The sequence below is a fragment of the Vibrio sp. YYF0003 genome, from assembly GCF_036350715.1.
GTDB classification, from domain to species: Bacteria; Pseudomonadota; Gammaproteobacteria; order Enterobacterales; family Vibrionaceae; genus Vibrio; species Vibrio natriegens.
Genome location: NZ_JAZDWA010000003.1, coordinates 292,438 through 317,005 on the forward strand (window position 1 = coordinate 292,438; position 24,568 = coordinate 317,005).

General features: G+C 45.8%; 39 protein-coding genes. 8 read left to right on the plus strand and 31 right to left on the minus strand.

Going from position 1 to position 24,568, the window contains the following annotated elements; all coding sequences use genetic code 11:
- Positions 1-17 precede the first annotated feature (17 nt).
- Positions 18-590, plus strand: a complete 573-nt coding sequence (locus V1U08_RS11565) for a Crp/Fnr family transcriptional regulator (protein ID WP_330470629.1) — start codon at positions 18-20, stop codon at positions 588-590.
- A gap of 54 nt (positions 591-644) precedes the next feature.
- Here V1U08_RS11565 and dbpA read toward each other — a convergent pair whose 3' ends face one another.
- Positions 645-2,024 (minus strand): ATP-dependent RNA helicase DbpA, encoded by a 1,380-nt coding sequence (gene dbpA / locus V1U08_RS11570; protein WP_014230677.1) that lies wholly within the window; start codon positions 2,022-2,024, stop codon positions 645-647.
- A gap of 146 nt (positions 2,025-2,170) precedes the next feature.
- Here dbpA and V1U08_RS11575 point away from each other — a divergent pair, with 146 nt between their 5' ends.
- Entirely contained in the window at positions 2,171-2,632 is a 462-nt protein-coding gene (locus tag V1U08_RS11575; protein ID WP_014230676.1) for a GNAT family N-acetyltransferase, read from the plus strand.
- 89 nt (positions 2,633-2,721) lie between these two features.
- Here V1U08_RS11575 and V1U08_RS11580 read toward each other — a convergent pair whose 3' ends face one another.
- A complete protein-coding gene (locus V1U08_RS11580) occupies positions 2,722-3,321 on the minus strand; it encodes a LysM-like peptidoglycan-binding domain-containing protein (RefSeq protein WP_014230675.1) in 600 nt (199 codons plus the stop codon).
- 230 nt (positions 3,322-3,551) lie between these two features.
- Here V1U08_RS11580 and V1U08_RS11585 point away from each other — a divergent pair, with 230 nt between their 5' ends.
- Both V1U08_RS11585 and V1U08_RS11590 read left to right on the plus strand, forming a co-directional pair.
- Complete coding sequence (locus tag V1U08_RS11585) at positions 3,552-4,172, plus strand: FKBP-type peptidyl-prolyl cis-trans isomerase (RefSeq protein WP_014230674.1); 621 nt, start codon at positions 3,552-3,554, stop codon at positions 4,170-4,172.
- 144 nt (positions 4,173-4,316) lie between these two features.
- Positions 4,317-4,793 (plus strand): DUF2780 domain-containing protein, encoded by a 477-nt coding sequence (locus V1U08_RS11590; protein ID WP_014230673.1) that lies wholly within the window; start codon positions 4,317-4,319, stop codon positions 4,791-4,793.
- 169 nt (positions 4,794-4,962) lie between these two features.
- On the opposite strand, the gene rplQ is transcribed toward V1U08_RS11590, so the two are convergent.
- From rplQ to rpmE, 29 genes are all read right to left on the minus strand, one after another.
- The gene (gene rplQ / locus V1U08_RS11595) at positions 4,963-5,343 is read right to left on the minus strand and encodes a 50S ribosomal protein L17 (protein ID WP_005383141.1); all 381 of its coding nucleotides are present in this window, start codon (positions 5,341-5,343) and stop codon (positions 4,963-4,965) included.
- A gap of 26 nt (positions 5,344-5,369) precedes the next feature.
- Positions 5,370-6,362: a DNA-directed RNA polymerase subunit alpha gene (locus tag V1U08_RS11600; protein WP_014230672.1), complete on the minus strand. Its 993-nt coding sequence runs from the start codon at positions 6,360-6,362 to the stop codon at positions 5,370-5,372.
- Between the two features lie 24 nt (positions 6,363-6,386).
- Positions 6,387-7,007 (minus strand): 30S ribosomal protein S4, encoded by a 621-nt coding sequence (gene rpsD / locus V1U08_RS11605; RefSeq protein ID WP_014230671.1) that lies wholly within the window; start codon positions 7,005-7,007, stop codon positions 6,387-6,389.
- A gap of 27 nt (positions 7,008-7,034) precedes the next feature.
- Positions 7,035-7,424 carry a 30S ribosomal protein S11 gene (gene rpsK / locus V1U08_RS11610; RefSeq protein WP_001118870.1) on the minus strand — a complete coding sequence of 130 codons (390 nt, stop codon included), beginning with the start codon at positions 7,422-7,424 and terminating at the stop codon, positions 7,035-7,037.
- 18 nt (positions 7,425-7,442) lie between these two features.
- Positions 7,443-7,799, minus strand: a complete 357-nt coding sequence (gene rpsM / locus V1U08_RS11615) for a 30S ribosomal protein S13 (protein ID WP_005383154.1) — start codon at positions 7,797-7,799, stop codon at positions 7,443-7,445.
- 149 nt (positions 7,800-7,948) lie between these two features.
- Positions 7,949-8,062 carry a 50S ribosomal protein L36 gene (gene rpmJ / locus V1U08_RS11620; RefSeq protein WP_000868186.1) on the minus strand — a complete coding sequence of 38 codons (114 nt, stop codon included), beginning with the start codon at positions 8,060-8,062 and terminating at the stop codon, positions 7,949-7,951.
- A 38-nt stretch (positions 8,063-8,100) separates the two neighbouring features.
- A complete protein-coding gene (gene secY, locus V1U08_RS11625) occupies positions 8,101-9,435 on the minus strand; it encodes a preprotein translocase subunit SecY (protein WP_014230670.1) in 1,335 nt (444 codons plus the stop codon).
- A gap of 20 nt (positions 9,436-9,455) precedes the next feature.
- Positions 9,456-9,890, minus strand: a complete 435-nt coding sequence (gene rplO / locus V1U08_RS11630; RefSeq protein ID WP_005383155.1) for a 50S ribosomal protein L15 — start codon at positions 9,888-9,890, stop codon at positions 9,456-9,458.
- 5 nt (positions 9,891-9,895) lie between these two features.
- Positions 9,896-10,072 carry a 50S ribosomal protein L30 gene (gene rpmD, locus V1U08_RS11635; protein ID WP_000201159.1) on the minus strand — a complete coding sequence of 59 codons (177 nt, stop codon included), beginning with the start codon at positions 10,070-10,072 and terminating at the stop codon, positions 9,896-9,898.
- 7 nt (positions 10,073-10,079) lie between these two features.
- On the minus strand, positions 10,080-10,583 hold the full coding sequence (rpsE, locus tag V1U08_RS11640) for a 30S ribosomal protein S5 (protein ID WP_004745894.1): 504 nt from the start codon (positions 10,581-10,583) through the stop codon (positions 10,080-10,082).
- Between the two features lie 14 nt (positions 10,584-10,597).
- Positions 10,598-10,951 carry a 50S ribosomal protein L18 gene (rplR, locus tag V1U08_RS11645; protein WP_005435088.1) on the minus strand — a complete coding sequence of 118 codons (354 nt, stop codon included), beginning with the start codon at positions 10,949-10,951 and terminating at the stop codon, positions 10,598-10,600.
- A gap of 9 nt (positions 10,952-10,960) precedes the next feature.
- A complete protein-coding gene (rplF, locus tag V1U08_RS11650; RefSeq protein WP_014230669.1) occupies positions 10,961-11,494 on the minus strand; it encodes a 50S ribosomal protein L6 in 534 nt (177 codons plus the stop codon).
- Positions 11,495-11,507: 13 nt separating this feature from the next.
- A complete protein-coding gene (gene rpsH, locus V1U08_RS11655) occupies positions 11,508-11,900 on the minus strand; it encodes a 30S ribosomal protein S8 (protein ID WP_005450567.1) in 393 nt (130 codons plus the stop codon).
- Between the two features lie 29 nt (positions 11,901-11,929).
- Positions 11,930-12,235 (minus strand): 30S ribosomal protein S14, encoded by a 306-nt coding sequence (gene rpsN / locus V1U08_RS11660; RefSeq protein WP_004745888.1) that lies wholly within the window; start codon positions 12,233-12,235, stop codon positions 11,930-11,932.
- 17 nt (positions 12,236-12,252) lie between these two features.
- On the minus strand, positions 12,253-12,792 hold the full coding sequence (gene rplE / locus V1U08_RS11665; protein WP_005455660.1) for a 50S ribosomal protein L5: 540 nt from the start codon (positions 12,790-12,792) through the stop codon (positions 12,253-12,255).
- Positions 12,793-12,816: 24 nt separating this feature from the next.
- Entirely contained in the window at positions 12,817-13,134 is a 318-nt protein-coding gene (rplX, locus tag V1U08_RS11670) for a 50S ribosomal protein L24 (protein ID WP_014230668.1), read from the minus strand.
- A gap of 13 nt (positions 13,135-13,147) precedes the next feature.
- Positions 13,148-13,519, minus strand: coding sequence for a 50S ribosomal protein L14 (rplN, locus tag V1U08_RS11675; protein ID WP_004410450.1), 372 nt, complete (start codon positions 13,517-13,519; stop codon positions 13,148-13,150).
- Positions 13,520-13,682: 163 nt separating this feature from the next.
- Positions 13,683-13,937: a 30S ribosomal protein S17 gene (rpsQ, locus tag V1U08_RS11680; protein WP_005379575.1), complete on the minus strand. Its 255-nt coding sequence runs from the start codon at positions 13,935-13,937 to the stop codon at positions 13,683-13,685.
- Complete coding sequence (rpmC, locus tag V1U08_RS11685; RefSeq protein ID WP_005379576.1) at positions 13,937-14,128, minus strand: 50S ribosomal protein L29; 192 nt, start codon at positions 14,126-14,128, stop codon at positions 13,937-13,939. Before rpmC ends, rpsQ begins: the two co-directional genes overlap by 1 nt.
- Positions 14,128-14,538, minus strand: coding sequence for a 50S ribosomal protein L16 (gene rplP / locus V1U08_RS11690; RefSeq protein ID WP_005379577.1), 411 nt, complete (start codon positions 14,536-14,538; stop codon positions 14,128-14,130). The genes rpmC and rplP overlap by 1 nt, the downstream gene beginning before the upstream one ends.
- Positions 14,539-14,549: 11 nt before the next feature.
- Positions 14,550-15,248 (minus strand): 30S ribosomal protein S3, encoded by a 699-nt coding sequence (gene rpsC, locus V1U08_RS11695; protein ID WP_014230667.1) that lies wholly within the window; start codon positions 15,246-15,248, stop codon positions 14,550-14,552.
- A gap of 18 nt (positions 15,249-15,266) precedes the next feature.
- The gene (rplV, locus tag V1U08_RS11700; RefSeq protein WP_014230666.1) at positions 15,267-15,599 is read right to left on the minus strand and encodes a 50S ribosomal protein L22; all 333 of its coding nucleotides are present in this window, start codon (positions 15,597-15,599) and stop codon (positions 15,267-15,269) included.
- Between the two features lie 10 nt (positions 15,600-15,609).
- Positions 15,610-15,888: a 30S ribosomal protein S19 gene (gene rpsS / locus V1U08_RS11705; protein ID WP_004394525.1), complete on the minus strand. Its 279-nt coding sequence runs from the start codon at positions 15,886-15,888 to the stop codon at positions 15,610-15,612.
- A gap of 21 nt (positions 15,889-15,909) precedes the next feature.
- Complete coding sequence (gene rplB, locus V1U08_RS11710; RefSeq protein ID WP_014230665.1) at positions 15,910-16,734, minus strand: 50S ribosomal protein L2; 825 nt, start codon at positions 16,732-16,734, stop codon at positions 15,910-15,912.
- A 15-nt stretch (positions 16,735-16,749) separates the two neighbouring features.
- Positions 16,750-17,052 carry a 50S ribosomal protein L23 gene (gene rplW / locus V1U08_RS11715; protein ID WP_004398471.1) on the minus strand — a complete coding sequence of 101 codons (303 nt, stop codon included), beginning with the start codon at positions 17,050-17,052 and terminating at the stop codon, positions 16,750-16,752.
- A complete protein-coding gene (rplD, locus tag V1U08_RS11720) occupies positions 17,049-17,651 on the minus strand; it encodes a 50S ribosomal protein L4 (RefSeq protein WP_014230664.1) in 603 nt (200 codons plus the stop codon). The genes rplW and rplD overlap by 4 nt, the downstream gene beginning before the upstream one ends.
- 17 nt (positions 17,652-17,668) lie before the next feature.
- On the minus strand, positions 17,669-18,298 hold the full coding sequence (rplC, locus tag V1U08_RS11725; RefSeq protein WP_014230663.1) for a 50S ribosomal protein L3: 630 nt from the start codon (positions 18,296-18,298) through the stop codon (positions 17,669-17,671).
- A 14-nt stretch (positions 18,299-18,312) separates the two neighbouring features.
- Entirely contained in the window at positions 18,313-18,624 is a 312-nt protein-coding gene (rpsJ, locus tag V1U08_RS11730) for a 30S ribosomal protein S10 (RefSeq protein ID WP_004410492.1), read from the minus strand.
- 458 nt (positions 18,625-19,082) lie between these two features.
- Entirely contained in the window at positions 19,083-19,304 is a 222-nt protein-coding gene (gene rpmE / locus V1U08_RS11735) for a 50S ribosomal protein L31 (RefSeq protein WP_014230662.1), read from the minus strand.
- 297 nt (positions 19,305-19,601) lie between these two features.
- On the opposite strand from rpmE, the gene priA reads away from it, so the two are divergent.
- The 4 genes from priA to hslV all read left to right on the plus strand — a co-directional run bounded on the left by priA (position 19,602) and on the right by hslV (position 24,562).
- Positions 19,602-21,806 (plus strand): primosomal protein N', encoded by a 2,205-nt coding sequence (priA, locus tag V1U08_RS11740; RefSeq protein ID WP_330470630.1) that lies wholly within the window; start codon positions 19,602-19,604, stop codon positions 21,804-21,806.
- A 335-nt stretch (positions 21,807-22,141) separates the two neighbouring features.
- Entirely contained in the window at positions 22,142-23,149 is a 1,008-nt protein-coding gene (gene cytR, locus V1U08_RS11745) for a DNA-binding transcriptional regulator CytR (protein WP_014230660.1), read from the plus strand.
- 161 nt (positions 23,150-23,310) lie between these two features.
- Complete coding sequence (locus tag V1U08_RS11750; RefSeq protein ID WP_014230659.1) at positions 23,311-23,856, plus strand: SPOR domain-containing protein; 546 nt, start codon at positions 23,311-23,313, stop codon at positions 23,854-23,856.
- Between the two features lie 154 nt (positions 23,857-24,010).
- Positions 24,011-24,562, plus strand: a complete 552-nt coding sequence (gene hslV / locus V1U08_RS11755; RefSeq protein ID WP_020335799.1) for an ATP-dependent protease subunit HslV — start codon at positions 24,011-24,013, stop codon at positions 24,560-24,562.
- Positions 24,563-24,568 lie beyond the last annotated feature (6 nt).

The window sequence follows — 24,568 nt, forward strand, 5'->3', positions numbered from 1 at the left end:
AGACTTTTCTCCCCTTGATGCCAAACGACGTATTTTCTGACCTGACTAAAAATGGCTTTTCCGAACAAGAAGCCGCACAACTGATAGAGCATGGGCAAGAACTCGAATTGCCGACCAGACATATTCTCTGCAATCAGGGAGAATTTGGCTCGCATATCTATTTCATTCTCGAGGGACTATGCCATGCTAGCTACCTCACTGAACAAGGTAAGGAATTCAGTAAAGAATTCTATTGGGAAAAAGACTGGGTAATTGGTTTCGAAAGCGTCATCAACAACCAGCCTTCTCTCTATTTATTGGAAACACTCACTGCCTGTCGTTTATTTTGCTTACCTATCGAGACACTTCACCGTTGGCGTTCAGACAAGCATTCTATTTATCTCAAACTGCTGGAAACACAGTTGCTAAATAAAGAGCACAAAGAACGCTTTATGCTGCTTTACTCGCCGGAAGAACGTTATCAGTTGTTCTGCCAGCACTACCCCGATTTAGAACAACGAATTACCGATAGCCAAATTGCCGCCTATCTTGGGATTACAGCCATCAGTTTGAGCCGAATTAAAGCGCGGTTAGCAAAAGACCACCAGTAAGCCAAAAACAAAAAAGGCTCTTCAAGAGAAGAGCCTTTACTTAAAATTAAATACTTATTTAAGAAGACGAGCTCGGAACTGACGTCCTTTCATCTTACCCGTGCTGATGGTTTGCAGAGCTTTCTTCGCCGCAGACTTCTCTACCGCCACATAAGCACGCATTGGGAACAAATGAATTTTGCCCACTTGAGCTCCCGGAATACCATTTTTCCCGGTTAAACAGCCTAGGATATCGCCCGGACGCACTTTTTGTTTTTTGCCACCGTCGATATTGATCGTCACCATTTTTGCTTGGTAAGGCTGTTGTTTTGATTTCTCTGGCAACGTCGCAGGAAGGATATCCATATCTAAATATTCTTCGATACGTGCAACACGTAAACCATCTTTCTCACCAAAGAAGCTGAACGCCAAACCTTTACTTCCCGCTCGGCCTGTACGACCAATGCGGTGCACGTGTACTTCTGGGTCGCGAGACAGTTCAAAGTTAAATACTGCATCCAGGTTATCAACATCCAAGCCGCGCGCCGCAACGTCTGTTGCCACCAAAATAGAAACGCTCTTATTCGCGAACTGAACCAAGGCCTGATCGCGCTCACGCTGTTCTAAGTCACCATGAAGATCAATCACACTGAAGCCACGGTGATGCAGCTCATCCGCCACACTTTGTACTTCTTTTTTGGTGTTACAGAATACAACCGCAGATTCAGGTTGATGAGTAAGAAGAAGGTTTGCCAATGCTTCATCACGCGCTTCCGAACCTTCAACTTTATAGAAATACTGGGCGATGCTCGAGGTATCGTGTGTCGATTCCACTTTGATCATTTCAGGTGACTGCATGATACGTTGGGCAATTTGCTCGATCTTTTCAGGGAAAGTGGCACTGAAAAGCAACGTTTGACGTTTTTTCGGCGCTGCATCAATGATAGCGTCCAGCGCATCCTGGAAGCCCATGTCTAGCATGCGGTCAGCCTCATCCAGTACCAGCGTATTGAGCTCAGAAAGATCAATTCGGCCTTTCTCAAGGTGATCAAGAATACGCCCTGGAGTGCCAACCAGAATATGAGCGCCATGCTCCAGTGAACCAATTTGTGGTCCCATTGGCATACCGCCACACAATGTCAGAACTTTAATGTTGTGGATACCACGCCCTAAAGTGCGGATTTCTTTCGCCACCTGATCGGCCAGTTCACGTGTGGGACATAACACCAAAGACTGCACACGGAATCGCTTCACATTTAGGTTAGATAAAACCCCAAGACCAAACGCAGCGGTTTTGCCCGAGCCAGTTTTACCCTGACCAATCACATCACGCTGGTTCAGGATCGCCGGCAAGCTCAATGCCTGAATTGGCGTCATGTGGGTGTAATTCATTGAATCAAGCGTCGCGAGTAACGCCGGGCTTAGCCCTACGTGGTCAAAAGTTTGTTTGCTCACAGGGGAATATCCTCAGGTGGGATGAAAAAGAGGGCACATTATCGCCAGATTTGTCAGGAAGACCAGTTAAAATTAACCATTGTTAATGAGTATTAGCAGAAAACCGAGTAAAGTCAGTAACACAAAATAAATAACGGAATAGAGAAATGCTTACCTGGATGACTTTGCCTTTCGCTCAACTGACCACACTACAACTCTACGAGCTAATGAGATTACGTGTCGATGTGTTTGTTGTAGAGCAAACCTGCCCATATCCGGAGCTAGATGGCAAAGACACACTGGACGGAGTCTATCACCTGCTCGGCTATCACGATGATGAATTAGTTGCTTGCGCTCGCTTATTACCGGCTGGAACAACCTACGACAACGTCAGTATTGGTCGCGTCGTTACTAAAAAGACGGCTCGCGGCGGAGGATTAGGTCATAAACTGCTCGAAGAAGCACTAACACAGTGTGAAGCACTTTGGCCTGAACAAACCATCGATATTGGCGCTCAGGAACACCTCATTGAGTACTACTCACGCCACGGGTTTAATGTCATTTCAGACAGCTACCTTGAAGATGGTATTCCACATGTCGACATGCGTAGAGAAGCAGCGACGAAGTAACCCGAGACAATGACCTTCTAGCTATCTTCCAACAAAAAAGACGCGACTTGAGCGCGTCTTTTTTACAACATGTCTTTTAGCCGATATCGCTATTTATTGCGTCCGAAGGTTCCATCAGATAAGCGGAAGAACATAACCGAATGGTCGCCCTTTTCGAGCTGTAACATATCAAGCTGACCATCATCAGAGAACTTAAAGCGAATCAACTGTCCCTGCCTGATATGACTCAGTGGCTTGTCGCTACCCTCAATTTTGACCAGCGAGCTGAGATCAGCCATAGACAACTGGTTATTGCGGAAGACCTGAGCAAGCGTGTCGCCATTCTTCACTTGATACTCTTTCCAATTTTCAGACTTTGGACCTGAGTTCTGGGACGTACGTTGCTGACTCAAACTTTGGGTGTTCAAATTAATCGCAACACGTTGATGATCAACAGGCTGAGTTTGCTCAACTAACTCTTCGGTTTTCTTTGGCATCGGGACAATAAGAATCAAAAGCAGCAGTGGCACCAACACCATCAATGCTCGTTGATGGAATTTAGGTAGACGTTGCCAAAACGCAGTAACTGGCTGTACGCGTTCTAACCACTTAGTTTTGTCGAACGGCTGCTTCCAGTCGATAGCAGCGTATTTTTGTTTGATCAACTCGACGTAGTCGACTTGCTGCTTTTTCTTTCTGCGACGATTCATTGCGATAGACCCCTTAATGCTTACTGCCAGTATAAAAATACCAGCGCGGAGAGTATATGTTTTTCACTCAAGTAAAATGGAATTTGGATTAAATTAGCAGAAAATTCACTTGGAGTAAGAGATAAGTCACACCCTCAATGGTCAGACGAGACAATCTGAGCCAATCATTTAAACCTTAGCTCGAAACTGATATCCTGTGACCTTTAACACTCCTAATAAGAGCGACATTTATGTCTGAAATTAAATTTGAAACTGCAGAACAAAAAGCAAGCTACGGCATTGGTCTGCAAATGGGTCAGCAACTAGCAGGTTCTGGTCTAGAAGGTCTTAGCGTTGATGCAATCGCAGCAGGTATTGCTACTGCACTAGTTGGTGACATGCCAGCAATTGAAATCGACGAAATCAACAAAGCGCTACAAGAGCTACACACTCGCGCTGAAGCAGTTCGTCAAGAAGCAGCTAAAGCTGCAGCAGCTGACGGCGAAGCATTCCTAAAAGACAACGCTCTACGCCCAGAAGTTAAAGTTCTAGAATCTGGCCTACAGTACGAAGTTATCTCTGAAGGTACTGGCGAAATCCCAACAGCAGACAAATCTGTACGTGTTCACTACCACGGTGAGCTAACAGACGGCACTGTATTTGACAGCTCTGTTTCTCGCGGTCAACCAGCTGAGTTCCCAGTAACGGGCGTAATTAAAGGTTGGGTTGAAGCACTACAACTAATGCCAGTTGGTTCTAAGTGGAAACTTTACGTACCACAAGATCTTGCGTACGGTGAGCGTGGCGCAGGTGCTGCAATCCCTCCATTCGCAGCACTAGTATTCGAAGTAGAACTACTAGACATCCTATAATTGAAATTCCTTTCAGTTACGGTTTCTAAAGCGGCGCTCTTGCGCCGCTTTTTTTGTTTAAGTTAAAAGTCGTTGTTCTCTTAAACATAAACTGTCACTCTAACGACCTAATAATTAAAAACACGCTCAACCGTTGGAGGTACTATGCGTAAAACACTCCTAACTCTAGCACTGCTATCGATGAATATCGGCAGTGCACATGCTTTCCTTGATTCAGTAGTAGAAAAAAGTAACGAGAGCGGACTGATGGACATGGTCGGTAAAAGTTTAAGTACCGAGTCTTCACCACTAACTGAATTGCTGACAAGTCAATTACCAGTATCCACTGAACAAGCTGCAGGTGGCAGCAGTGCATTACTAGCGCTAGCACAAAGCCAACTGTCTGGTGAAAATAGCAGTGAGTTAGAGTCCCTTATTCCTGGACTGTCTAGCCTGAGTGGAGCACAAAGCTTGTTAGGTAATGTCGAAAGCCTAAGCGCGGTACAAAGTGCATTTGATACGCTAGGGCTTGATGCTTCGATGATTAGCCAGTTTGCGCCAGTTATTCTGCAATACCTAAGCGAACAGGGCGCAAGCACAGGCTTGCTCGACTCTTTAACTGGTTTATGGTCTGGTGAATAAGTAAGAGTTACGAAGTAATAAGAGCTAAGCGTTGTTATTCTACATTCAGACTAGAGTGAATTTCTTAACGTCACAAAAGTTATAACGCGCTTAGATTTTTACTTATTTGAAAAGTTACAGATACAAAAAAGCCGAGCTAACGCTCGGCTTTTTCGTTCTTACGAACTGATTACTCAGCAGCTTCTTCAGCAGCTGGGCGATCTACAAGCTCAATGTAAGCCATTGGAGCTTTGTCACCAGCACGGAAGCCAGCTTTTAGGATACGAGTGTAACCGCCCTGACGAGCAGCAAAACGTGGACCTAGTTCGTTAAATAGTTTTGCAACTACTTCGTTGTCACGAGTACGTGCAAATGCTAGACGACGGTTAGCAACACTGTCAGTCTTAGCTAGTGTAATCAAAGGCTCAACTACGCGACGTAGCTCTTTTGCTTTTGGCAAAGTAGTCTTGATAACTTCATGACGTACTAGAGAGCTAGCCATGTTGCTGAACATCGCTTTGCGATGTGAGCTGTTGCGGTTGAGTTGACGACCACTCTTACGATGGCGCATGACCTAATCCTTCTAACTAGTATCGATTAATCTTCAGCGATTGATGCAGGTGGCCAGTTTTCTAGGCGCATGCCCAGAGACAGACCACGTGACGCAAGTACGTCTTTAATCTCAGTAAGAGATTTTTTACCAAGGTTAGGCGTTTTAAGTAGCTCTACCTCAGTACGTTGTACTAGATCACCGATGTAGTGAATCGCTTCTGCTTTCAGACAGTTAGCAGAGCGAACTGTTAGTTCAAGATCGTCTACAGGACGCAGTAGGATCGGATCGAATTCTGGCTTCTCTTCCTTCTCCTCAGGAACACGTACATCACGAAGATCTACGAACGCATCCAATTGTTCAGCTAGGATAGTAGCTGCACGACGGATTGCTTCCTCAGGTTCTAGAGTACCGTTTGTTTCCATATCGATAACAAGCTTGTCTAGATCAGTACGCTGTTCTACACGAGCTGCTTCTACAGCGTAGGCAATTTTGTCTACTGGGCTGTAAGTAGCATCTACTAGTAGGCGACCGATTGGACGCTCGTCTTCTTCAGTATGGATACGCGCAGAAGCTGGAATGTAACCACGACCACGTTCTACTTTAATACGCATAGCGATTTCAGCATTGTCATCAGTTAGGTGACAAATAACGTGTTCAGGGTTAGCGATCTCTACATCACCATCATGGGTGATGTCACCTGCAACCACAGGGCCCGAGCCTGATTTGTTCAAAGTAATGAACACTTCATCTTTGCCTTCAGCCACACGCACTGCCAAACCTTTAAGGTTTAGAAGGATTTCAAGAATATCTTCTTGTACGCCTTCTTTAGTGCTGTATTCGTGAAGTACGCCCTCAATCTCTACTTCTGTCACTGCACAACCAGGCATAGAAGATAGAAGAATGCGGCGAAGTGCATTACCCAGAGTATGACCAAAGCCACGCTCTAATGGCTCAAGAGTTACTTTTGCGTGAGTCGAGCTGATTTGTTCGATGTCAACTAGACGTGGCTTAAGAAATTCTGTTACAGAACCCTGCATTGTGTCCTCTCTTTAGTTTAAACCTTACTTAGAGTAAAGCTCGACGATCAATTGTTCGTTGATGTCAGCTGATAGATCAGAACGCTCAGGCATACGCTTGAATGTACCTTCCATCTTGCCACCATCTACTTCAATCCAAGTTGGTTTTTCACGTTGTTCAGCAACTTCTAGAGCAGCTTTAATACGAGATTGCTGTTTAGCTTTCTCGCGGATAGAAACAACGTCATTAGCCGCTACTTTGAAAGAAGGAACGTTTACAACTTTACCGTTTACTAGGATAGCTTTGTGGCTAACTAGCTGACGTGCTTCTGCGCGAGTTGCACCAAAGCCCATGCGGTAAACTACGTTATCAAGACGACCTTCAAGAAGCTGAAGTAGGTTTTCACCAGTGTTGCCTTTTAGGCGAGCAGCTTCTTTGTAGTAGTTACGGAATTGTTTTTCTAGAACGCCGTACATACGACGAACTTTTTGCTTCTCACGAAGCTGAACGCCATACTCAGATAGACGACCGCGACGAGCGCCGTGTACACCTGGTGCGTTATCAATTTTACACTTGGTATCGATCGCGCGAACACCAGACTTAAGGAATAAGTCAGTGCCTTCACGACGGCTAAGCTTCAGCTTAGGACCCAAATATCTTGCCATGATTCTTCTCCAATTGTCCTAGAAACGTTATACGCGACGTTTCTTAGGTGGACGACAACCGTTATGAGGGATTGGTGTAGCATCAACGATGTTTGTGATGCGGAAACCAGCAGCGTTCAGTGCACGAACAGTTGATTCGCGACCTGGACCTGGACCCTTAACCATAACTTCCAAGTTCTTTAGGCCGTATTCTTTAGCCATTTCAGCACAACGCTCAGCAGCAACCTGTGCAGCGAACGGAGTAGACTTACGAGAACCACGGAAACCAGAACCACCTGCAGTAGCCCATGCAAGAGCGTTACCTTGACGGTCAGTAATGGTTACGATTGTGTTATTGAAAGAAGCATGGATGTGCGCAACGCCATCTGCAACTTGCTTGCGTACGCGCTTACGAGCGCGAGTTGGTTGTTTAGCCATTGTACTCTACCTTCCCGATTATTTCTTGATCGGCTTACGCGGACCCTTACGGGTGCGAGCGTTGGTTTTAGTACGCTGTCCACGTAGTGGTAGACTGCGACGATGACGAAGACCACGGTAACAGCCAAGGTCCATAAGACGCTTGATGTTCATAGATACTTCACGACGTAGATCACCTTCTACAGTGTACTTAGCTACACCATCACGCAGTTGATCGATCTGCTCTTCAGTTAGTTCACTGATCTTAACATTTTCAGCAATACCCACTTCAGCTAGGATAGCTTGAGAGCGAGTTTTACCGATGCCGTAGATCGCAGTTAGTGCGATTACAGCATGCTTCTGATCAGGAATGTTAATGCCTGCTATACGGGCCATTATTCACTCCTAAGTGTTTCTATAAAAGAATTAGCCGCAGCAAAGCCCGTTATGGATACGCTGCGGAGTACTACTTCTTTTGCACGCAAAAGGTAGGCCGAGGAATATACTCGACCTAACCTTCGTTTTCAAGTAAAAATTTCTGCTAATTAGCCTTGGCGCTGTTTGTGCTTTGGCTCACTGCAAATCACGCGAACGACACCGTTACGCTTGATTACTTTACAGTTACGGCAGATTTTTTTAACGGAAGCACGAACTTTCATTGCTAAACTCCGTAAATGAAACTGAGTCTACCGCCGGATTAACGGCCGTAGCCTTTCAGATTCGCTTTCTTCAACACAGAATCATACTGTTGAGACATCATATGAGTCTGTACCTGTGCCATAAAGTCCATAATTACAACCACTACGATTAGTAGTGATGTACCGCCGAAGTAGAAACGTACGTTCCACGCGACCATCATGAACTCGGGAATCAGACAGATAAAGGTAATGTACAGTGCACCTGCGAGGGTAAGACGTGTCATCACTTTATCAATGTATTTCGCTGTCTGCTCACCTGGGCGGATGCCGGGTACGAATGCACCTGACTTCTTCAAGTTATCTGCTGTTTCGCGAGGGTTGAAAACCAACGCTGTGTAGAAGAAACAGAAGAAGATAATTGCTGCTGCATAAAGCATTACATACAGCGGTTGACCTGGGCTAAGAGCCAAAGACACGTCAGTTAACCAACCGAACGCGCTGCTCTCACCGTTCTGACCAAACCACTGAGCCAGTGTTCCTGGGAACAGGATAATACTTGATGCGAAAATCGCTGGAATAACACCTGCCATATTAATTTTAAGTGGCAGATGCGAGCTTTGTGCAGCAAATACTTTACGACCTTGTTGACGCTTCGCGTAGTTAACAACGATTCGACGTTGACCACGCTCCATGAAAACAACGAAGTAAATGACTGCAAAAGACAATACCGCGATTAGCAACAGAAGAAGTACATGCAATTCACCTTGACGCGCTTGCTCGATTGTTTGACCGATTGCAGAAGGCAATCCAGCAACAATACCTGCAAAAATTAGTAACGAAATACCGTTACCAATTCCACGCTCTGTAATTTGTTCACCTAACCACATTAGGAACATGGTGCCGGTTACTAAACTTACGGTAGCAATAAGCGTAAACATGGTTTGGTTGATAACAACCAGATTATCGACCATGTTTGGTAAGCCCGTTGCAATACCTATAGCCTGGAAGGTTGCAAGTACAAGCGTGCCGTAGCGTGTGTATTGGCTTATCTTACGACGGCCTGCTTCACCCTCTTTTTTGAGTTCAGCTAACGCTGGATGAACTACAGTTAGCAATTGGACAACAATAGATGCCGAAATATACGGCATGATGCCCAATGCTAATATAGATGCACGCTCAAGAGCACCACCGGAGAACATGTTAAACATTTCTACGATGGTACCTTTTTGCTGGTCGAACAATTCGGCAAGTACAGCAGCGTCAATACCAGGGATCGGCACAAAAGAGCCTGCTCGGAATACTAAAAGTGCACCAATTACGAATAATAAGCGCGACTTCAGCTCACTTAAGCCGCTCTGAGCACTACGAAAATCTTGTCCTGGTTTCTTAGCCATCTGTACCTCGTTCCTCGAGATTATTCCTCGATTTTACCGCCTGCAGCTTCGATTGCAGCTTTAGCGCCTTTAGTCACACGTAGACCTTTTACAGTCACTGCTTTGTTGATTTCACCAGAAAGAACAACTTTTACGAATTCGATGTTCTTAGTGATGATGTTAGCAGCTTTAAGACTGTTAAGATCAACTACGTCACCAGAAACTTTCGCTAGCTCAGCTAGACGAACTTCAGCAGACACTAGGCTCTTACGAGAAGTGAAACCGAATTTTGGTAGACGTTGTTTCAGAGGCATCTGACCGCCTTCGAAACCTGGACGAACACTGCCGCCAGAACGTGATTTTTGACCTTTGTGACCACGGCCACCAGTTTTACCTAGGCCTGAACCGATACCACGACCTACTCGCTTCGCAGAAGTTTTCGCGCCAGCAGCCGGTGCTAGAGTATTCAAACGCATTCTGATTACTCCTCAACTTTAACCATGTAGTAAACCTTGTTGATCATACCGCGTACGCACGGAGTATCTTCAAGTTCTACTGTGTGGTTGATTTTACGAAGACCTAGACCGCGCAAAGTAGCTTTGTGCTTAGGTAGACGACCAATTGAGCTTTTAGTTTGAGTTACTTTAATAGTTGCCATGGTGTTCTTACTCCGAAATAGATTCAACAGTTAGACCACGTTTAGCAGCAACCATTTCTGGTGACTTCATGCTACCTAGTGCATCGATCGTAGCACGAACGATGTTGATAGGGTTCGTAGAACCGTATGCTTTAGATAGTACGTTGTGTACACCAGCAACTTCTAGTACTGCACGCATCGCACCACCTGCGATAACACCAGTACCTTCTGCAGCAGGCTGCATGTAAACTTTAGAGCCCGAGTGGCGACCTTTCACTGGGTGGTGAAGAGTGCCTTCGTTTAGAGCGATCGTAGTCATGTTACGACGCGCTTTTTCCATTGCTTTTTGAATCGCTGCAGGTACTTCACGAGCTTTGCCGTAACCGAAACCTACACGACCATTACCGTCACCAACTACTGTTAGTGCAGTGAAGCTCATGATTCGACCACCTTTAACCGTTTTAGAAACACGGTTAACTGCGATTAATTTTTCTTGCAAATCATTCGCTTGAACTTGTTGTTCTTTAGCCATCTTCCAACCCTACCTTAGAATTTCAGACCAGCTTCGCGAGCAGATTCTGCTAGCGCCGCTACTCGACCGTGGTATTGGAAACCAGAACGATCAAATGCAACTGCAGTTACGCCTTTTTCAAGAGCGCGCTCTGCAACAGCTTTACCTACTGCTTTAGCTGCATCAACGTTACCAGTGTATTTCACTTGCTCACGGATCGCTTTTTCTACAGTAGAAGCTGCTGCGATAACCTCAGAGCCATTAGCCGCGATAACCTGTGCGTACACGTGACGAGGAGTACGGTGTACAACTAGGCGAGTCGCACCCAGTTCTGCAATCTTACGACGTGCACGTGTAGCACGACGGATGCGAGATGCTTTCTTATCCATAGTGTTACCTTACTTCTTCTTAGCTTCTTTAGTACGCACATTTTCATCTGCGTAACGAACACCTTTACCTTTGTAAGGCTCAGGTTGACGGTAAGAACGAATGTCAGCCGCAACTTGACCAACTAGTTGCTTGTCAGCACCAGTGATCACAATTTCAGTTTGGCTTGGACATTCAGCTTTAATACCCGCTGGCAACTCGTGCTCAACTGGGTGTGAGAAGCCTAGTGTTAGACCTACAGCGTTGCCTTTGATAGCAGCACGGTAACCAACACCTTTAAGAGTTAGCTTCTTAGTAAAGCCTTCAGTAACACCAACAACCATGTTGTTTACTAGTGCACGAGCAGTACCTGCTTGTGCCCAAGCGTTAACAACACCTTCTTTAGGACCGAAAGTTAGGTTGTTTTCTTCCTGAGCGATAACAACTGCATCGTTAAGAACGCGAGTTAGTTCGCCTTTAGCACCTTTTACAGTGATTTCTTGGCCGTTTAGTTTCACCTCTACGCCAGCTGGAATAGCGACAGGTGCTTTTGCAACACGAGACATAGTCTACTCCTTATTAAGCTACGTAGCAGATGATTTCACCACCAAGACCTGCTTTACGTGCAGCGCGGTCTGACATAAGACCCTTGGAAGTAGAAACGATAGCAATACCAAGACCACCCATTACAGAAGGAAGTTGATCTTTCTTCTTGTAAACACGTAGACCTGGACGAGAAACACGTTTAAGTTGCTCGATTACTGGTTTAGCTTGGAAGTACTTAAGTGTAACTTCTAGCTCAGGTTTTGCTTCGCCTTCAACAGCGAAGTCAACGATGTAACCTTCAGCTTTTAGTAGTGCAGCAATTGCAACTTTAAGCTTTGAAGAAGGCATTTTTACAGCAACTTTGTTTGCTGCCTGACCGTTACGAACGCGGGTCAGCATATCCGAAATCGGATCTTGCATGCTCATATGATTTACTCCAAATGATTAAGTGGCAATTACCAGCTAGCCTTACGAAGACCCGGAATCTCGCCTTTCATGCAAGCTTCACGAACCTTAATACGGCTTAGACCGAACTTACGTAGGTAACCGTGTGGACGACCAGTTTGGTTGCAACGGTTGCGCTGACGTGATGCACTTGAATCACGTGGAAGAGATTGCAATTTAAGAACTGCATTCCAACGATCTTCTTCAGATGCGTTTACATCGCTAATGATAGCTTTTAGCGCTGAACGCTTTTCAGCGAACTTAGCTACTAGCTTTGCACGTTTTGCTTCACGTGCTTTCATTGAATTTTTAGCCATAACAGTAACCCTTCACCTTACTTACGGAATGGGAAGTTAAAGGCAGCCAGCAGAGCACGGCCTTCCTCATCAGTACCAGCAGACGTCGTAATAGTGATGTCTAGACCGCGTACTCGATCAACTTTATCAAAGTCGATTTCCGGGAAGATGATTTGCTCGCGAACGCCCATGCTGTAGTTACCGCGTCCGTCAAAAGACTTAGCGCTAACGCCACGGAAGTCACGTACACGTGGAAGAGCGATGTTAATTAAACGCTCAAGAAAATCCCACATACGTTCGCCACGCAAGGTTACTTTACAACCGATAGGGTAGCCTTCACGGATTTTGAAACCTGCAACAGATTTGCGCGCTTTTGTGATAAGTGGCTTTTGACCAGAGATCGTTGCCATATCAGACGCTGCATTTTCTAGCAGTTTCTTATCGTTGATTGCTTCACCAACACCCATGTTTAGGGTGATTTTCTCGATTCTAGGGACTTGCATGACGCTTGTGTAGCTAAACTGTTTGGTCAGTTCAGCGACTACAGACGACTTGTAGTAATCATGCAGTTTCGCCATAGTAGAACTCCAAATTACTTCTAATTAGTTAGAAACGGTTTCGCCGTTAGACTTAAAGAAACGAACTTTCTTACCATCTTCAAAACGGAAACCGATACGGTCAGCTTTACCAGTAGCTGCGTTAAAGATTGCAACGTTAGAAGCATCAATTGCTGCTTCTTGTTCAACGATGCCACCTTGTTGACCTAGAGCCGGAACCGGCTTTTGGTGCTTCTTAACAAGGTTGATACCTTCAACGATAACTTTACCGGTTGCTAGAACCTTAGTTACTTTACCTTTCTTGCCTTTGTCTTTACCAGCAAGAACGATTACTTCGTCGTTACGACGGATTTTAGCTGCCATTTCTACGTGCTCCTTACAGAACTTCTGGAGCCAGTGAAACGATCTTCATGAACTTATCGCCACGAAGTTCGCGTGTCACAGGACCAAAGATACGTGTACCGATTGGTTGCTCTGTATTGTCGTTCAACAATACGCAAGCATTTCGGTCGAAGCGAATGACAGAACCGTCAGGACGACGTACGCCTTTACGGGTGCGCACTACCACCGCCTTCAGAACATCACCTTTTTTTACTTTACCGCGAGGAATTGCTTCCTTCACAGTAACTTTGATGACGTCACCGATATGTGCATAACGGCGGTGAGAGCCACCCAGAACCTTAATACACATTACGCTGCGTGCGCCTGAGTTATCAGCTGCGTCCAGCATACTTTGCATTTGGATCATGTTAGTGCTCCGCTAAATATTAATAACTAGACCCATCACGGGTCGGGCTGCCTCTTTAAAAGGGACGCGAATTGTACCACCCTTTTTTGTGATTGGGTAGTCAAAAAATAAACGGCTCCAAAAAATATTTTGGAGCCGCTTTAGTTTCATAGAATTAACGAGATTAAATCTTCGCCTTTTCTAGAACTTTTACCAAAGTCCAAGACTTAGTCTTAGACAGTGGACGACACTCTGCGATTTCAACTGTGTCGCCTAGGCCACACTCGTTGTTCTCGTCATGTGCGTGTACTTTAGTCGTACGTTTAACGTATTTACCGTAGATAGGGTGTTTTACGAAACGCTCGATAGCAACAGTGATAGACTTGTCCATCTTATCGCTAACAACACGACCTTGTTGAGTACGTTTTACTTCGCTCATTATGCGCCTGCCTTCTCAGTCAAAACAGTTTTCACACGTGCGATATCACGGCGTACAGCTTTCAGAGTATGAGTTTGCTGTAGTTGACCAGTTGCAGCTTGCATGCGCAAGTTGAACTGTTCACGTAGCAAATTCATTAGCTCAGCGTTAAGCTCTTCAACGCTTTTCTCGCGTAGATCTTGTGCTTTCATCACATCACCTGCTTAGTTACAAATGTAGTTTTGAAAGGCAGTTTACGTGCCGCAAGACGGAACGCTTCACGTGCCAATTCTTCAGGTACACCACCCATTTCGTACATAACCTTACCAGGTTGGATTTGGGCTACCCAGTACTCAACGTTACCTTTACCCTTACCTTGACGAACTTCAAGTGGTTTTTCTGTGATTGGTTTGTCTGGGAACACACGGATCCAGATTTTACCTTGACGCTTAACGTGACGTGTCATTGCACGACGTGCCGCTTCGATTTGACGAGCAGTTAGACGACCACGGCCAACAGCTTTAAGACCGAATTCGCCGAAGCTTACATCAGTACCTTTAGCTAGACCACGGTTACGACCAGTCTGAACCTTACGGAACTTAGTACGTTTAGGTTGTAGCATCTGTCGACTCCTTACTTACGGCCTTTACGCTGCTTCTTAGGCTTGTCGCCTTTAGGCTCTACAGCGTTAGCTGCTGGCATACCACCTAGGATCTCACCTTTGAAGATCCAAGTTTTAATGCCGATCACACCGTATTGAGTGTGAGCCGAAGAAGTTGCGTAATCAATGTCAGCACGTAGAGTGTGTAGAGGCACACGGCCTTCACGGTACCACTCAGAACGTGCGATTTCAGCGCCGCCTAGACGACCACTTACTTCCACTTTGATACCTTTAGCGCCTAGACGCATTGCGTTTTGTACCGCGCGCTTCATAGCACGACGGAACATAACACGACGCTCTAGCTGAGACGCGATGCTGTCACCAACAAGTTGCGCATCTAGTTCAGGCTTACGTACTTCAGCGATGTTAATTTGCGCTGGTACACCTGCAATTTTAGCTACAGCTGCGCGTAGCTTCTCTACGTCTTCACCTTTCTTACCGATAACAACACCTGGACGAGCAGTGTGAATAGTCACACGGATGCTCTTAGCAGGACGCTCGATAACGATACGTGATAGAGACGCTTTTTTCAGTTCACCTGTAAGGAACTGACGTACCTTGAAGTCGCCGTCTAGGTTGTCAGCGAAATCTTTGGTGTTAGCAAACCATGTAGCATTCCAAGGCTTAACGATGCCTAGACGAATACCATTAGGATGTACTTTTTGACCCATTGCTTACTCTCCTAGTCTCTAGCGATCTGCTACAACAACAGTGATGTGGCTTGAACGCTTCAAGATACGATCCGCACGACCTTTAGCACGAGGCATAATACGCTTCATGGTTGGGCCTTCATCTACAAAGATTTTTGCGACATTCAGATCGTCAATATCTGCACCTTCGTTGTGCTCCGCGTTAGCGATAGCAGACTCAAGAACTTTCTTAACTAGTTCAGCAGCTTTTTTGTTGCTGAAAGTTAGGATTTCTAGAGCTTGGTCAACAGATTTACCACGGATTTGATCCGCAACTAAGCGAGCTTTCTGAGGCGAAATGCGAGCAAAGTTATGTTTAGCAATTGCTTCCATTATCTACTCCTTAGCGCTTCTTAGCTTTCTTATCCGCAGCGTGACCGCGGTAAGTACGTGTAGGTGCGAATTCACCCAGTTTGTGACCGATCATTTCATCAGTTACAAATACTGGTACGTGCTGACGACCATTATGGACAGCGATGGTCAAACCGATCATCGTAGGGATGATCATTGAACGACGGGACCAAGTCTTAATAGGCTTTTTGTCTCCGCTTTCCACCGCTTTCTCTACCTTCTTCAGCAAGTGTAGGTCAATAAAAGGACCTTTCTTGAGAGAACGTGGCATGGCGATTCCTCTTTATATAGATTACTTGTTACGACGACGTACGATGTACTTGTCAGTGCGTTTGTTCTTACGAGTCTTGTAGCCTTTAGTTGGCATACCCCAAGGAGATACTGGATGACGGCCACCAGAAGTACGACCTTCACCACCACCGTGTGGGTGATCAACCGGGTTCATTACCACACCGCGAACGGTTGGACGAACACCGCGCCAGCGAGTAGCACCAGCTTTACCAAGTTCACGTAGCATGTGCTCAGAGTTACCAACTTCACCGATTGTTGCACGGCCTTCAGAAAGAACTTTGCGCATTTCGCCAGAACGTAGACGGATAGTTACGTACGTACCGTCGCGAGCAACGATTTGAGCGTAAGCACCAGCTGAACGAGCTAGCTGACCACCTTTACCAGGCTTAAGTTCAACGTTATGTACTGTTGAACCTACTGGGATGTTACGCATTGGTAGAGTGTTACCAGCTTTGATAGGTGCATCAACACCAGACTGAACAACATCACCAGCTACAACACCTTTAGGTGCTAGGATGTAGCGACGCTCACCGTCTTTGTAAAGAACTAGAGCAATGTTTGCGCTACGGTTTGGATCGTATTCAAGACGCTCAACTGTCGCTGGGATACCGTCTTTAGTACGTTTGAAGTCAATTACACGGTAGTGATGCTTGTGACCACCGCCGATATGACGTACTGTGATACGACCGTTGTTGTTACGACCACCATTCTTAGAGTTTTTCTCTAGAAGAGGTGCGTATGGCTTGCCCTTGTGTAGGTCAGCGTTAACAACTTTAACAACGTGACGACGACCAGGGGAAGTCGGCTTACATTTAACAATAGCCATTTTTAACTACTCCTGTTATTCCGCGCCGCCAACGAAGTCAAGATCTTGACCTTCTTTCAAAGTAACGTACGCTTTCTTAACGTCGCTGCGGCGACCTTGGCGTAGACCTTGACGTTTGGTCTTACCCTTAGTGATAAGAGTATTTACAGACTTAACTTCAACTTCAAATAGCTTTTCTACAGCTGCTTTGATCTCTTTTTTAGTTGCATCTTTAGCTACTTTGAAAACGATAGTGTTCGCTTTCTCAGCTGCCATAGTTGCTTTTTCAGAGATGTGCGGTGCACGTAGAACTTTTAGGATACGCTCTTCAGTGATCATGCTAGCATCTCCTCAACTTGTTTAACTGCTTCAGCAGTCATTACAACTTTGTCGAACGCGATTAGTGAAACTGGATCAATACCAGCAACGTCACGTGCGTCAACTTTGTATAGGTTACGAGCCGCTAGGAATAGATTCTCATCTACTTCGCTAGTCACGATTAGAGCGTCAGTTAGCTCAAGCTCTTTAAGCTTAGCAACTAGCTCTTTAGTCTTTGGTGCTTCAACTGAGAAGTTATCAACAACGATTAGACGCTCTTGACGAACAAGCTCAGAAAGAATGCTCTTCATAGCACCGCGGTACATTTTCTTGTTTACTTTTTGGCTGTGATCTTGTGGTTTCGCAGCAAAAGTAACACCACCCGAGCGCCAGATTGGGCTACGGATTGTACCAGCACGCGCACGGCCAGTACCTTTTTGACGCCATGGCTTAGCGCCACCGCCAGAAACTTCTGAACGTGTTTTTTGAGCACGAGTACCTTGACGAGCACCTGCTGCGTACGCAACAACTACTTGGTGTACAAGAGCTTCGTTAAACTCACGTCCGAAAGTAGTTTCGGAAACAGTTAGTGCATCAGCACCTTTAACCATTAGTTCCATTACTTACTCCTGAGACGTTATGCTTTAACAGCTGGTTTAACGATCACGTTGCCGCCAGTTGCGCCTGGGACTGCACCTTTAATAAGAAGCAGGTTGCGCTCAGCGTCAACACGTACGATCTCTAGGTTTTGAGTCGTTACACGCTCTGCACCCATGTGACCTGCCATTTTCTTGCCTTTAAATACGCGACCTGGAGTCTGACATTGACCGATAGAACCAGGAGCACGGTGAGACAATGAGTTACCGTGAGTCATATCTTGAGTACGGAAGTTCCAACGCTTAACAGCGCCTTGGAAGCCTTTACCCTTAGATGTACCAGTAACGTCTACTTTCTTAGTTTCGTTGAATAGTTCAACAGTTAGTTCAGAACCAACTTCAAACTCTTCGCCGTTTTCTAAACGGAATTCCCAAAGACCGCGACCAGCTTCAACGCCAGCTTTAGCAAAGTGACCTGCTTCAGCTTTGTTTACGCGGTTAGCTTTCTTTGCACCAGCAGTAACCTGGATTGCAGCGTAGCCGTCAGTTTCTAGAGTTTTCACTTGAGAAACGCGGTTAGCTTCAACTTCAACAACAGTTACTGGGATAGAAACGCCGTCTTCAGTAAATACGCGGGTCATGCCCACTTTACGACCGATTAGACCAATCATTCTTCTAATCTCCCTTAACCTAGGCTAATTTGAACGTCAACGCCCGCAGCAAGGTCTAGACGCATTAGAGCATCAACAGTTTTGTCTGTTGGCTCAACGATGTCGATTAGACGCTTGTGAGTACGGATTTCGTACTGGTCACGTGCTTTCTTGTTAACGTGTGGAGAGATAAGAACTGTGAAACGCTCTTTACGAGTTGGTAGTGGGATTGGACCACGAACCTGTGCGCCAGTGCGCTTAGCTGTTTCAACGATTTCCGCTGTAGAAGCGTCGATTAGTTTGTAATCGAAAGCTTTTAGGCGGATACGGATACGTTGGTTCTGCATGAGACAGAGCTCCAAATTAAATAAATTACACAAACAATATCGCCACTCAAACTCGTCAAGACGAGAGAATGCCGATTGATTTATGTGAAACCGTAGCATCCAAGATTAGGACGCATTGTCAGTTAATTTTCGATTAACTATCCCTACATACCAAAGTCACCTTTGGGGATAGTTTTTCCGAAGAAAAGATAGCTAATTGTATTAACCGCGAACATAAGCTGAGTCTACATTACCTAATAAATCCTTGGATTTATTAGCTCCTCACTGCTCATTGGTTCACAACTGGCTTAACCAGTGCGCTGCATTATACAGATCACATTTTAGGTTGCAAGCATTGAGTGAAAAATAATCGAGACAATTTTTAACTCACTGATTTACTACCACCAGCCAGTGTTACTATAAACAAAAAGGACGCCGAAGCGTCCTTTTCTAAACTGTAATCGTAATAGCAGTCGCTATTATTTCTTACCGCTTGATAGTGCACCGAAACGCTTGTTGAAGCGATCAACACGGCCGCCTGTATCAACGATACGTTGCTTACCAGTGTAGAATGGGTGGCACTTGTCACATACGTCTAGGTGGATAGACTCTTTACCTAGAGTAGAGTTGAACTCGAAAGAGTTGCCGCAAGAACAAGTAGCTTGTACTGCTTTGTATTCTGGGTGGATACCAGCTTTCATGGGATAACCTCAATAGTAGGCCGTGTCGCTATACGAGTCTAAGCCGCACACCACACGTAATTAATATCAAAAGTGCGATACCGCATCAGCATAATGCTGAAGCCATATCTCAAGGCGCAATATACTAATGAATCGCACTGATGGGATCAACACATTTGGCAATTTTTTCGCCACTTTTTTAGCCAGTCTACTGCTCATCGCCTGTTTGAACGGAGATCAGTGAGCTTTACTCGAATTTTCATTCCAACTTTAATAGACTCTAAGCTCCTTTCCCTCTTTATATTACAGCTGAACTTTATGCGTCCATCCATTGCCAGAGTGGCATTACCCGTTCCACTCGACAAACAGTTTGATTATGCCATCCCGGGCCACCTGTTCCCGATCATTGGTGGGCGCGTTTCCGTACCTTTTGGACGCCAGACCTTAGTAGGCATCGTTACTGCGATGGTGAATCACTCTGATTTTCCTAAAGAGCAGCTTAAACCAATTAAAGCCGTATTGGACTCACAACCTATCTGGTCAGAAAAGCTGTATTCATTGCTCACATGGTGTAGCTATTTTTATCAGTATCCATTGGGCGATACGCTTCACAATGCGATGCCAGCCGCGCTGAGAAAAGGAAAACCAGCCGATTTTGCCACCTTACAGGAATGGCAGATCACCGAAGCGGGTAAAGACAAACTGATGCAAGGGCTTGATCGTCGAGCCGTGAAGCAACAAAAAGTTCTGCAAATTCTGGTAAACGGAGCCGTGCCTCACCAAGAGTTTGTAGAGCAAGAGATCGCCTCAACAGTGTTGAAATCGGTCGAAGAGAAAGGTTGGATTGAGCGAATTGAGAAGATGCCAACGATTTCAAACTGGCCTCAGCAAGTCGAAAACGACGTCGACAAACCCAAACTTAACCATGAGCAGGCGTTAGCCATCGCCAGCGTCAATAGCCAAAGTGGTTTTGCCTGCTATTTATTAGAGGGCGTAACAGGCTCTGGTAAGACCGAGGTTTACCTCAATCTGATCAAGCCGGTGTTGGAAAAAGGACGACAAGCGTTAGTTCTGGTGCCAGAAATTGGCCTGACACCACAAACTATCAACCGCTTTAAGCACCGCTTTAACGTGCCAGTTGATGTTATCCACTCAGGATTGAATGATACCGAACGCTTAAACGCTTGGTTATCGGCTCGTGATAAAGCGGCGGGGATTATCATCGGGACACGCTCCGCCCTACTGACGCCATTTGCCGATCTCGGCATTATTATTGTCGACGAAGAACACGACTCTTCATATAAACAACAAGACAGTTTGCGCTACCACGCTCGTGATGTTGCTGTAATGCGTGCGCACAAAGAACAAGTGCCTATTGTGTTGGGCTCTGCGACTCCGGCTCTTGAAACGCTGCACAATGCGTTGACGGGTAAATATCATCACCTGACACTAACTCAGCGTGCAGGCTCTGCGGTACCGACCACCAATAAAGTGCTCGACGTTAAAGGTCAGTATTTAGAAAGCGGATTGTCTGCGCCGCTGATTGCTGAAATGCGTAAACACCTAAAAGCAGGCAATCAGGTGATGCTGTTTCTTAACCGCCGAGGTTTCTCCCCAGCCCTAATGTGTCATGAATGTGGCTGGATAGCCGAGTGTAAGCGCTGTGATGCCTACTACACCTTTCATCAATACAGTAACGAAATACGCTGCCATCATTGCGGCTCACAGCAGCCTGTAATTCATCAGTGTCAGGGATGTGGCTCCACTCAGTTAGTAACGGTCGGTGTCGGTACAGAGCAGTTAGAGCATCAATTGATGCAACTCTTCCCAGAATACAAAGCCATTCGTATCGACAGAGACAGCACCCGCCGTAAAGGCAGCTTAGAGGACGCCCTTGAATCGATTCGGAAAGGCGACTACCAAATTCTGATTGGTACGCAAATGCTTGCCAAGGGGCATCACTTCCCCAACGTAACACTCGTTGCCTTGTTAGATGTGGATGGCTCTTTATACAGTAGTGACTTCCGGGCTTCTGAACGCCTCGCGCAGCTTTTTATTCAGGTTGCAGGCAGGGCTGGTCGTGCGAGTAAGCCTGGTGAAGTGATTTTGCAGACTCACCATCCCGAGCACAGTTTGTTACAAGCTCTCTTGCAAAAAGATTACCGCCACTTTGCCATGACCGCATTAGAGGAGCGGAAGTTAGCGCAACTGCCTCCCTACAGTTACCTGACTCTATTTAAAGCAGAGGCAAACCAAAGTGAGGTAGTCGAAGACTTCCTGCGCCAAGTTCGTTTTACGCTGGAGTCTCACCCACTGTTTGACGACACTTGTATGGTACTTGGCCCGACCCCCTCACCTTTGGCTAAACGGGCGGGCAAATATCGCTGGCAACTCTTGCTGCAAACTCAACACCGGTCATTAATGCAAAAGTTATTAACCAGTGCCAAACCTGCTATTGAGTTGTTACCTAATGCCAAGAAAGTACGTTGGAATTTAGACATAGAACCACAGGATCTCAGCTAGCAAACGATTAGCTATGTAATGAATTACCTTTTAATGTGATACAAATCACGTTGTCATTGTGGATTTTGTTAAACAGACCGTAACTTTCGCTATAGAAATGAATAGACTATCCCAATTAGTAAAGTCTTAGGTGCTTTGCAGAAAAAGACTTTAAATGAACACCATAGCGATTCCCCAAATTTGAAGTGTTGTTCTGGCAATAAAGACGTACTTTACTCGGCAAATAAACACCAGAAATGTGATGGTAAAGTGCGAATTTATCTGTACTCAATGACAGTAATTTCACTACAGGGAATAACGTCACCTTGGCGAACAATTTGAGAGGTTAAAAAACTATGGCGACAATGAAGGATGTTGCCCAGCTTGCGGGAGTATCTACCGCGACGGTATCTCGAGCATTAATGAATCCGGAGAAAGTCTCCTCTTCAACCAGAAAAAGAGTTGAAGACGCGGTACTCGAAGCAGGTTACTCACCAAATTCATTAGCGCGTAATTTACGACGAAACGAATCGAAAACCATTGTTACGATCGTTCCTGACATCTGCGATCCTTACTTTTCCGAAATCATCCGTGGTATCGAAGATGCGGCGATGGAGCACGGCTACCTGGTTTTACTGGGAGACAGTGGCCAGCAGAAGAAACGCGAAAGCTCATTCGTAAACCTGGTATTTACAAAGCAAGCAGACGGGATGCTGCTACTTGGTACTGACTTACCGTTTGATGTGAGTAAGCCAGAGCAGAAAAACCTGCCACCAATGGTCATGGCGTGTGAATTTGCGCCTGAGCTGGAACTGCCAACCGTTCATATCGATAACCTGACATCTGCCTTTGAAGCGGTCAATTATCTGACTCAGCTTGGCCACAAACGTATTGCGCAAATTTCAGGTCCTGATACCGCGGTATTGTGCCAATTCCGTCAACAAGGCTACCAGCAAGCGCTGCGTCGTGCAGGGATCAATAAAGACCCGCAATACAGTATTGTCACCGAGTTCTCTTTTGACGGCGGTGCAAAAGCAGTGCGTAAGCTGCTGGAACTAGCGGAACCACCAACCGCAATTTTCTGCCACTGTGACACGATGGCAATCGGCGCCATTCAAGAAGCGAAAAAACTCGGCTTCCGTGTACCACAAGATCTATCGGTCGTAGGTTTTGATGACATCAATTTCGCGCAGTACTGTGATCCACCGTTAACAACTATCTCTCAGCCTCGCTACGAGATTGGCCGACAAGCGATGCTAATGATGTTAGAGCTTTTAAAAGGCCACGATGTGCATTCTGGATCTCGTCTCCTGGAGACTAACCTGATTGTGCGCGGAAGTGCGGCGCCTCCTCAACGAGCGTAAACTTTTCTCGCTAAGAGCAGTTAAGTTTCTGTCCATTAAAAGCAGCACTCATTTGGTGCTGCTTTTTTATATGTACCTATCAAGATTAGAGAAACAGGGTGTTTTCTCAACTCGTTCTGGATTAACATATTTGGAAGAATTCTTGATGACCAGAAATGACCGTGGCAAACAAAGATTATGTAAGAAGGGGGCGTGGTACCCCAAAAAAGTCGACAAAAAAACAGCCTTCAAGAAAGAAACCTTGGCGTAGTGGTCTACTGGCAATCGTGCTAGTGGGTGGTTTTGGCTATGGGCTATATTTGCTAAACAATGATCCAGAGCCCCAGCCACAAGTTGTGCAGCAATCAACGGCTCCAGTCAGCAAGCCTAAGGCAAAGACAGATTTACCTCCCCCACCCGAAGAGAAATGGGAATACGTAGAATCTCTCCCAAATCGCGAAGTGGAAGTGGTCGCCAAAGAGATTCAAGTATCGAAGATCCCTTACATCATGCAGTGTGGCGCTTATAAAACTCAAGCTCAAGCGGAAGAGCGTAAGCTCGCCATCGCTTTCCAGGGCTTAACCAGCAAAATTGTTAAGAAAGAAGGCAGCTCTTGGTACCGAATTATTCTAGGCCCATACAAATTTAAGCGCGATGCAGAGAAAGATCGCCATAAATTGCAACGAGCTAAAATCGAACCGTGTGCGATTTGGAAAGAGAATTTCTAGCGATAAAGTACAACCTAGGGCCCAGTTTAATCGGCCCTAGGTCACTAGAAACCTACTCCACCGAAACCCCATCCTTTAATTTCCCCTTGAATCCCCTTTTCCTCTCCCCCATATACAATATTACTTCCAAAGAGAAATAATTAAGAGGTCGACTGTGACTACCATTGTATCTGTACGTCGAAATAATAAAGTCGTCATCGCGGGTGATGGCCAGGTATCTCTAGGCAATACCGTAATGAAAGGTAACGCGCGTAAAGTTCGCCGCCTTTACAACAATAAAGTACTGGCTGGTTTTGCCGGCGGTACTGCGGACGCCTTCACCCTTTTCGAGCGCTTCGAAAGCAAACTGCAAATGCACCAAGGCCATTTGACCAAAGCCGCTGTAGAGCTGGCGAAAGACTGGCGTAGTGATCGCGCGCTTCGTAAGCTAGAAGCACTACTTGCTGTTGCAGACGAAACCGCGTCTTTAATCATCACCGGTAATGGTGATGTGGTTCAGCCAGAAAATGACTTGATTGCGATCGGTTCTGGTGGTGCGTACGCACAAGCGGCAGCAACGGCACTGTTAGAGAACACAGATCTGGATGCTCGTGAAATCGCAGAAAAAGCATTAAACATTGCTGGCGATATTTGTGTATTCACCAACCACAATCACACTGTAGAAGAGCTAGAATCAACTGCAGAGCTAACCGCTCCAGCCGAGTAATCGTAA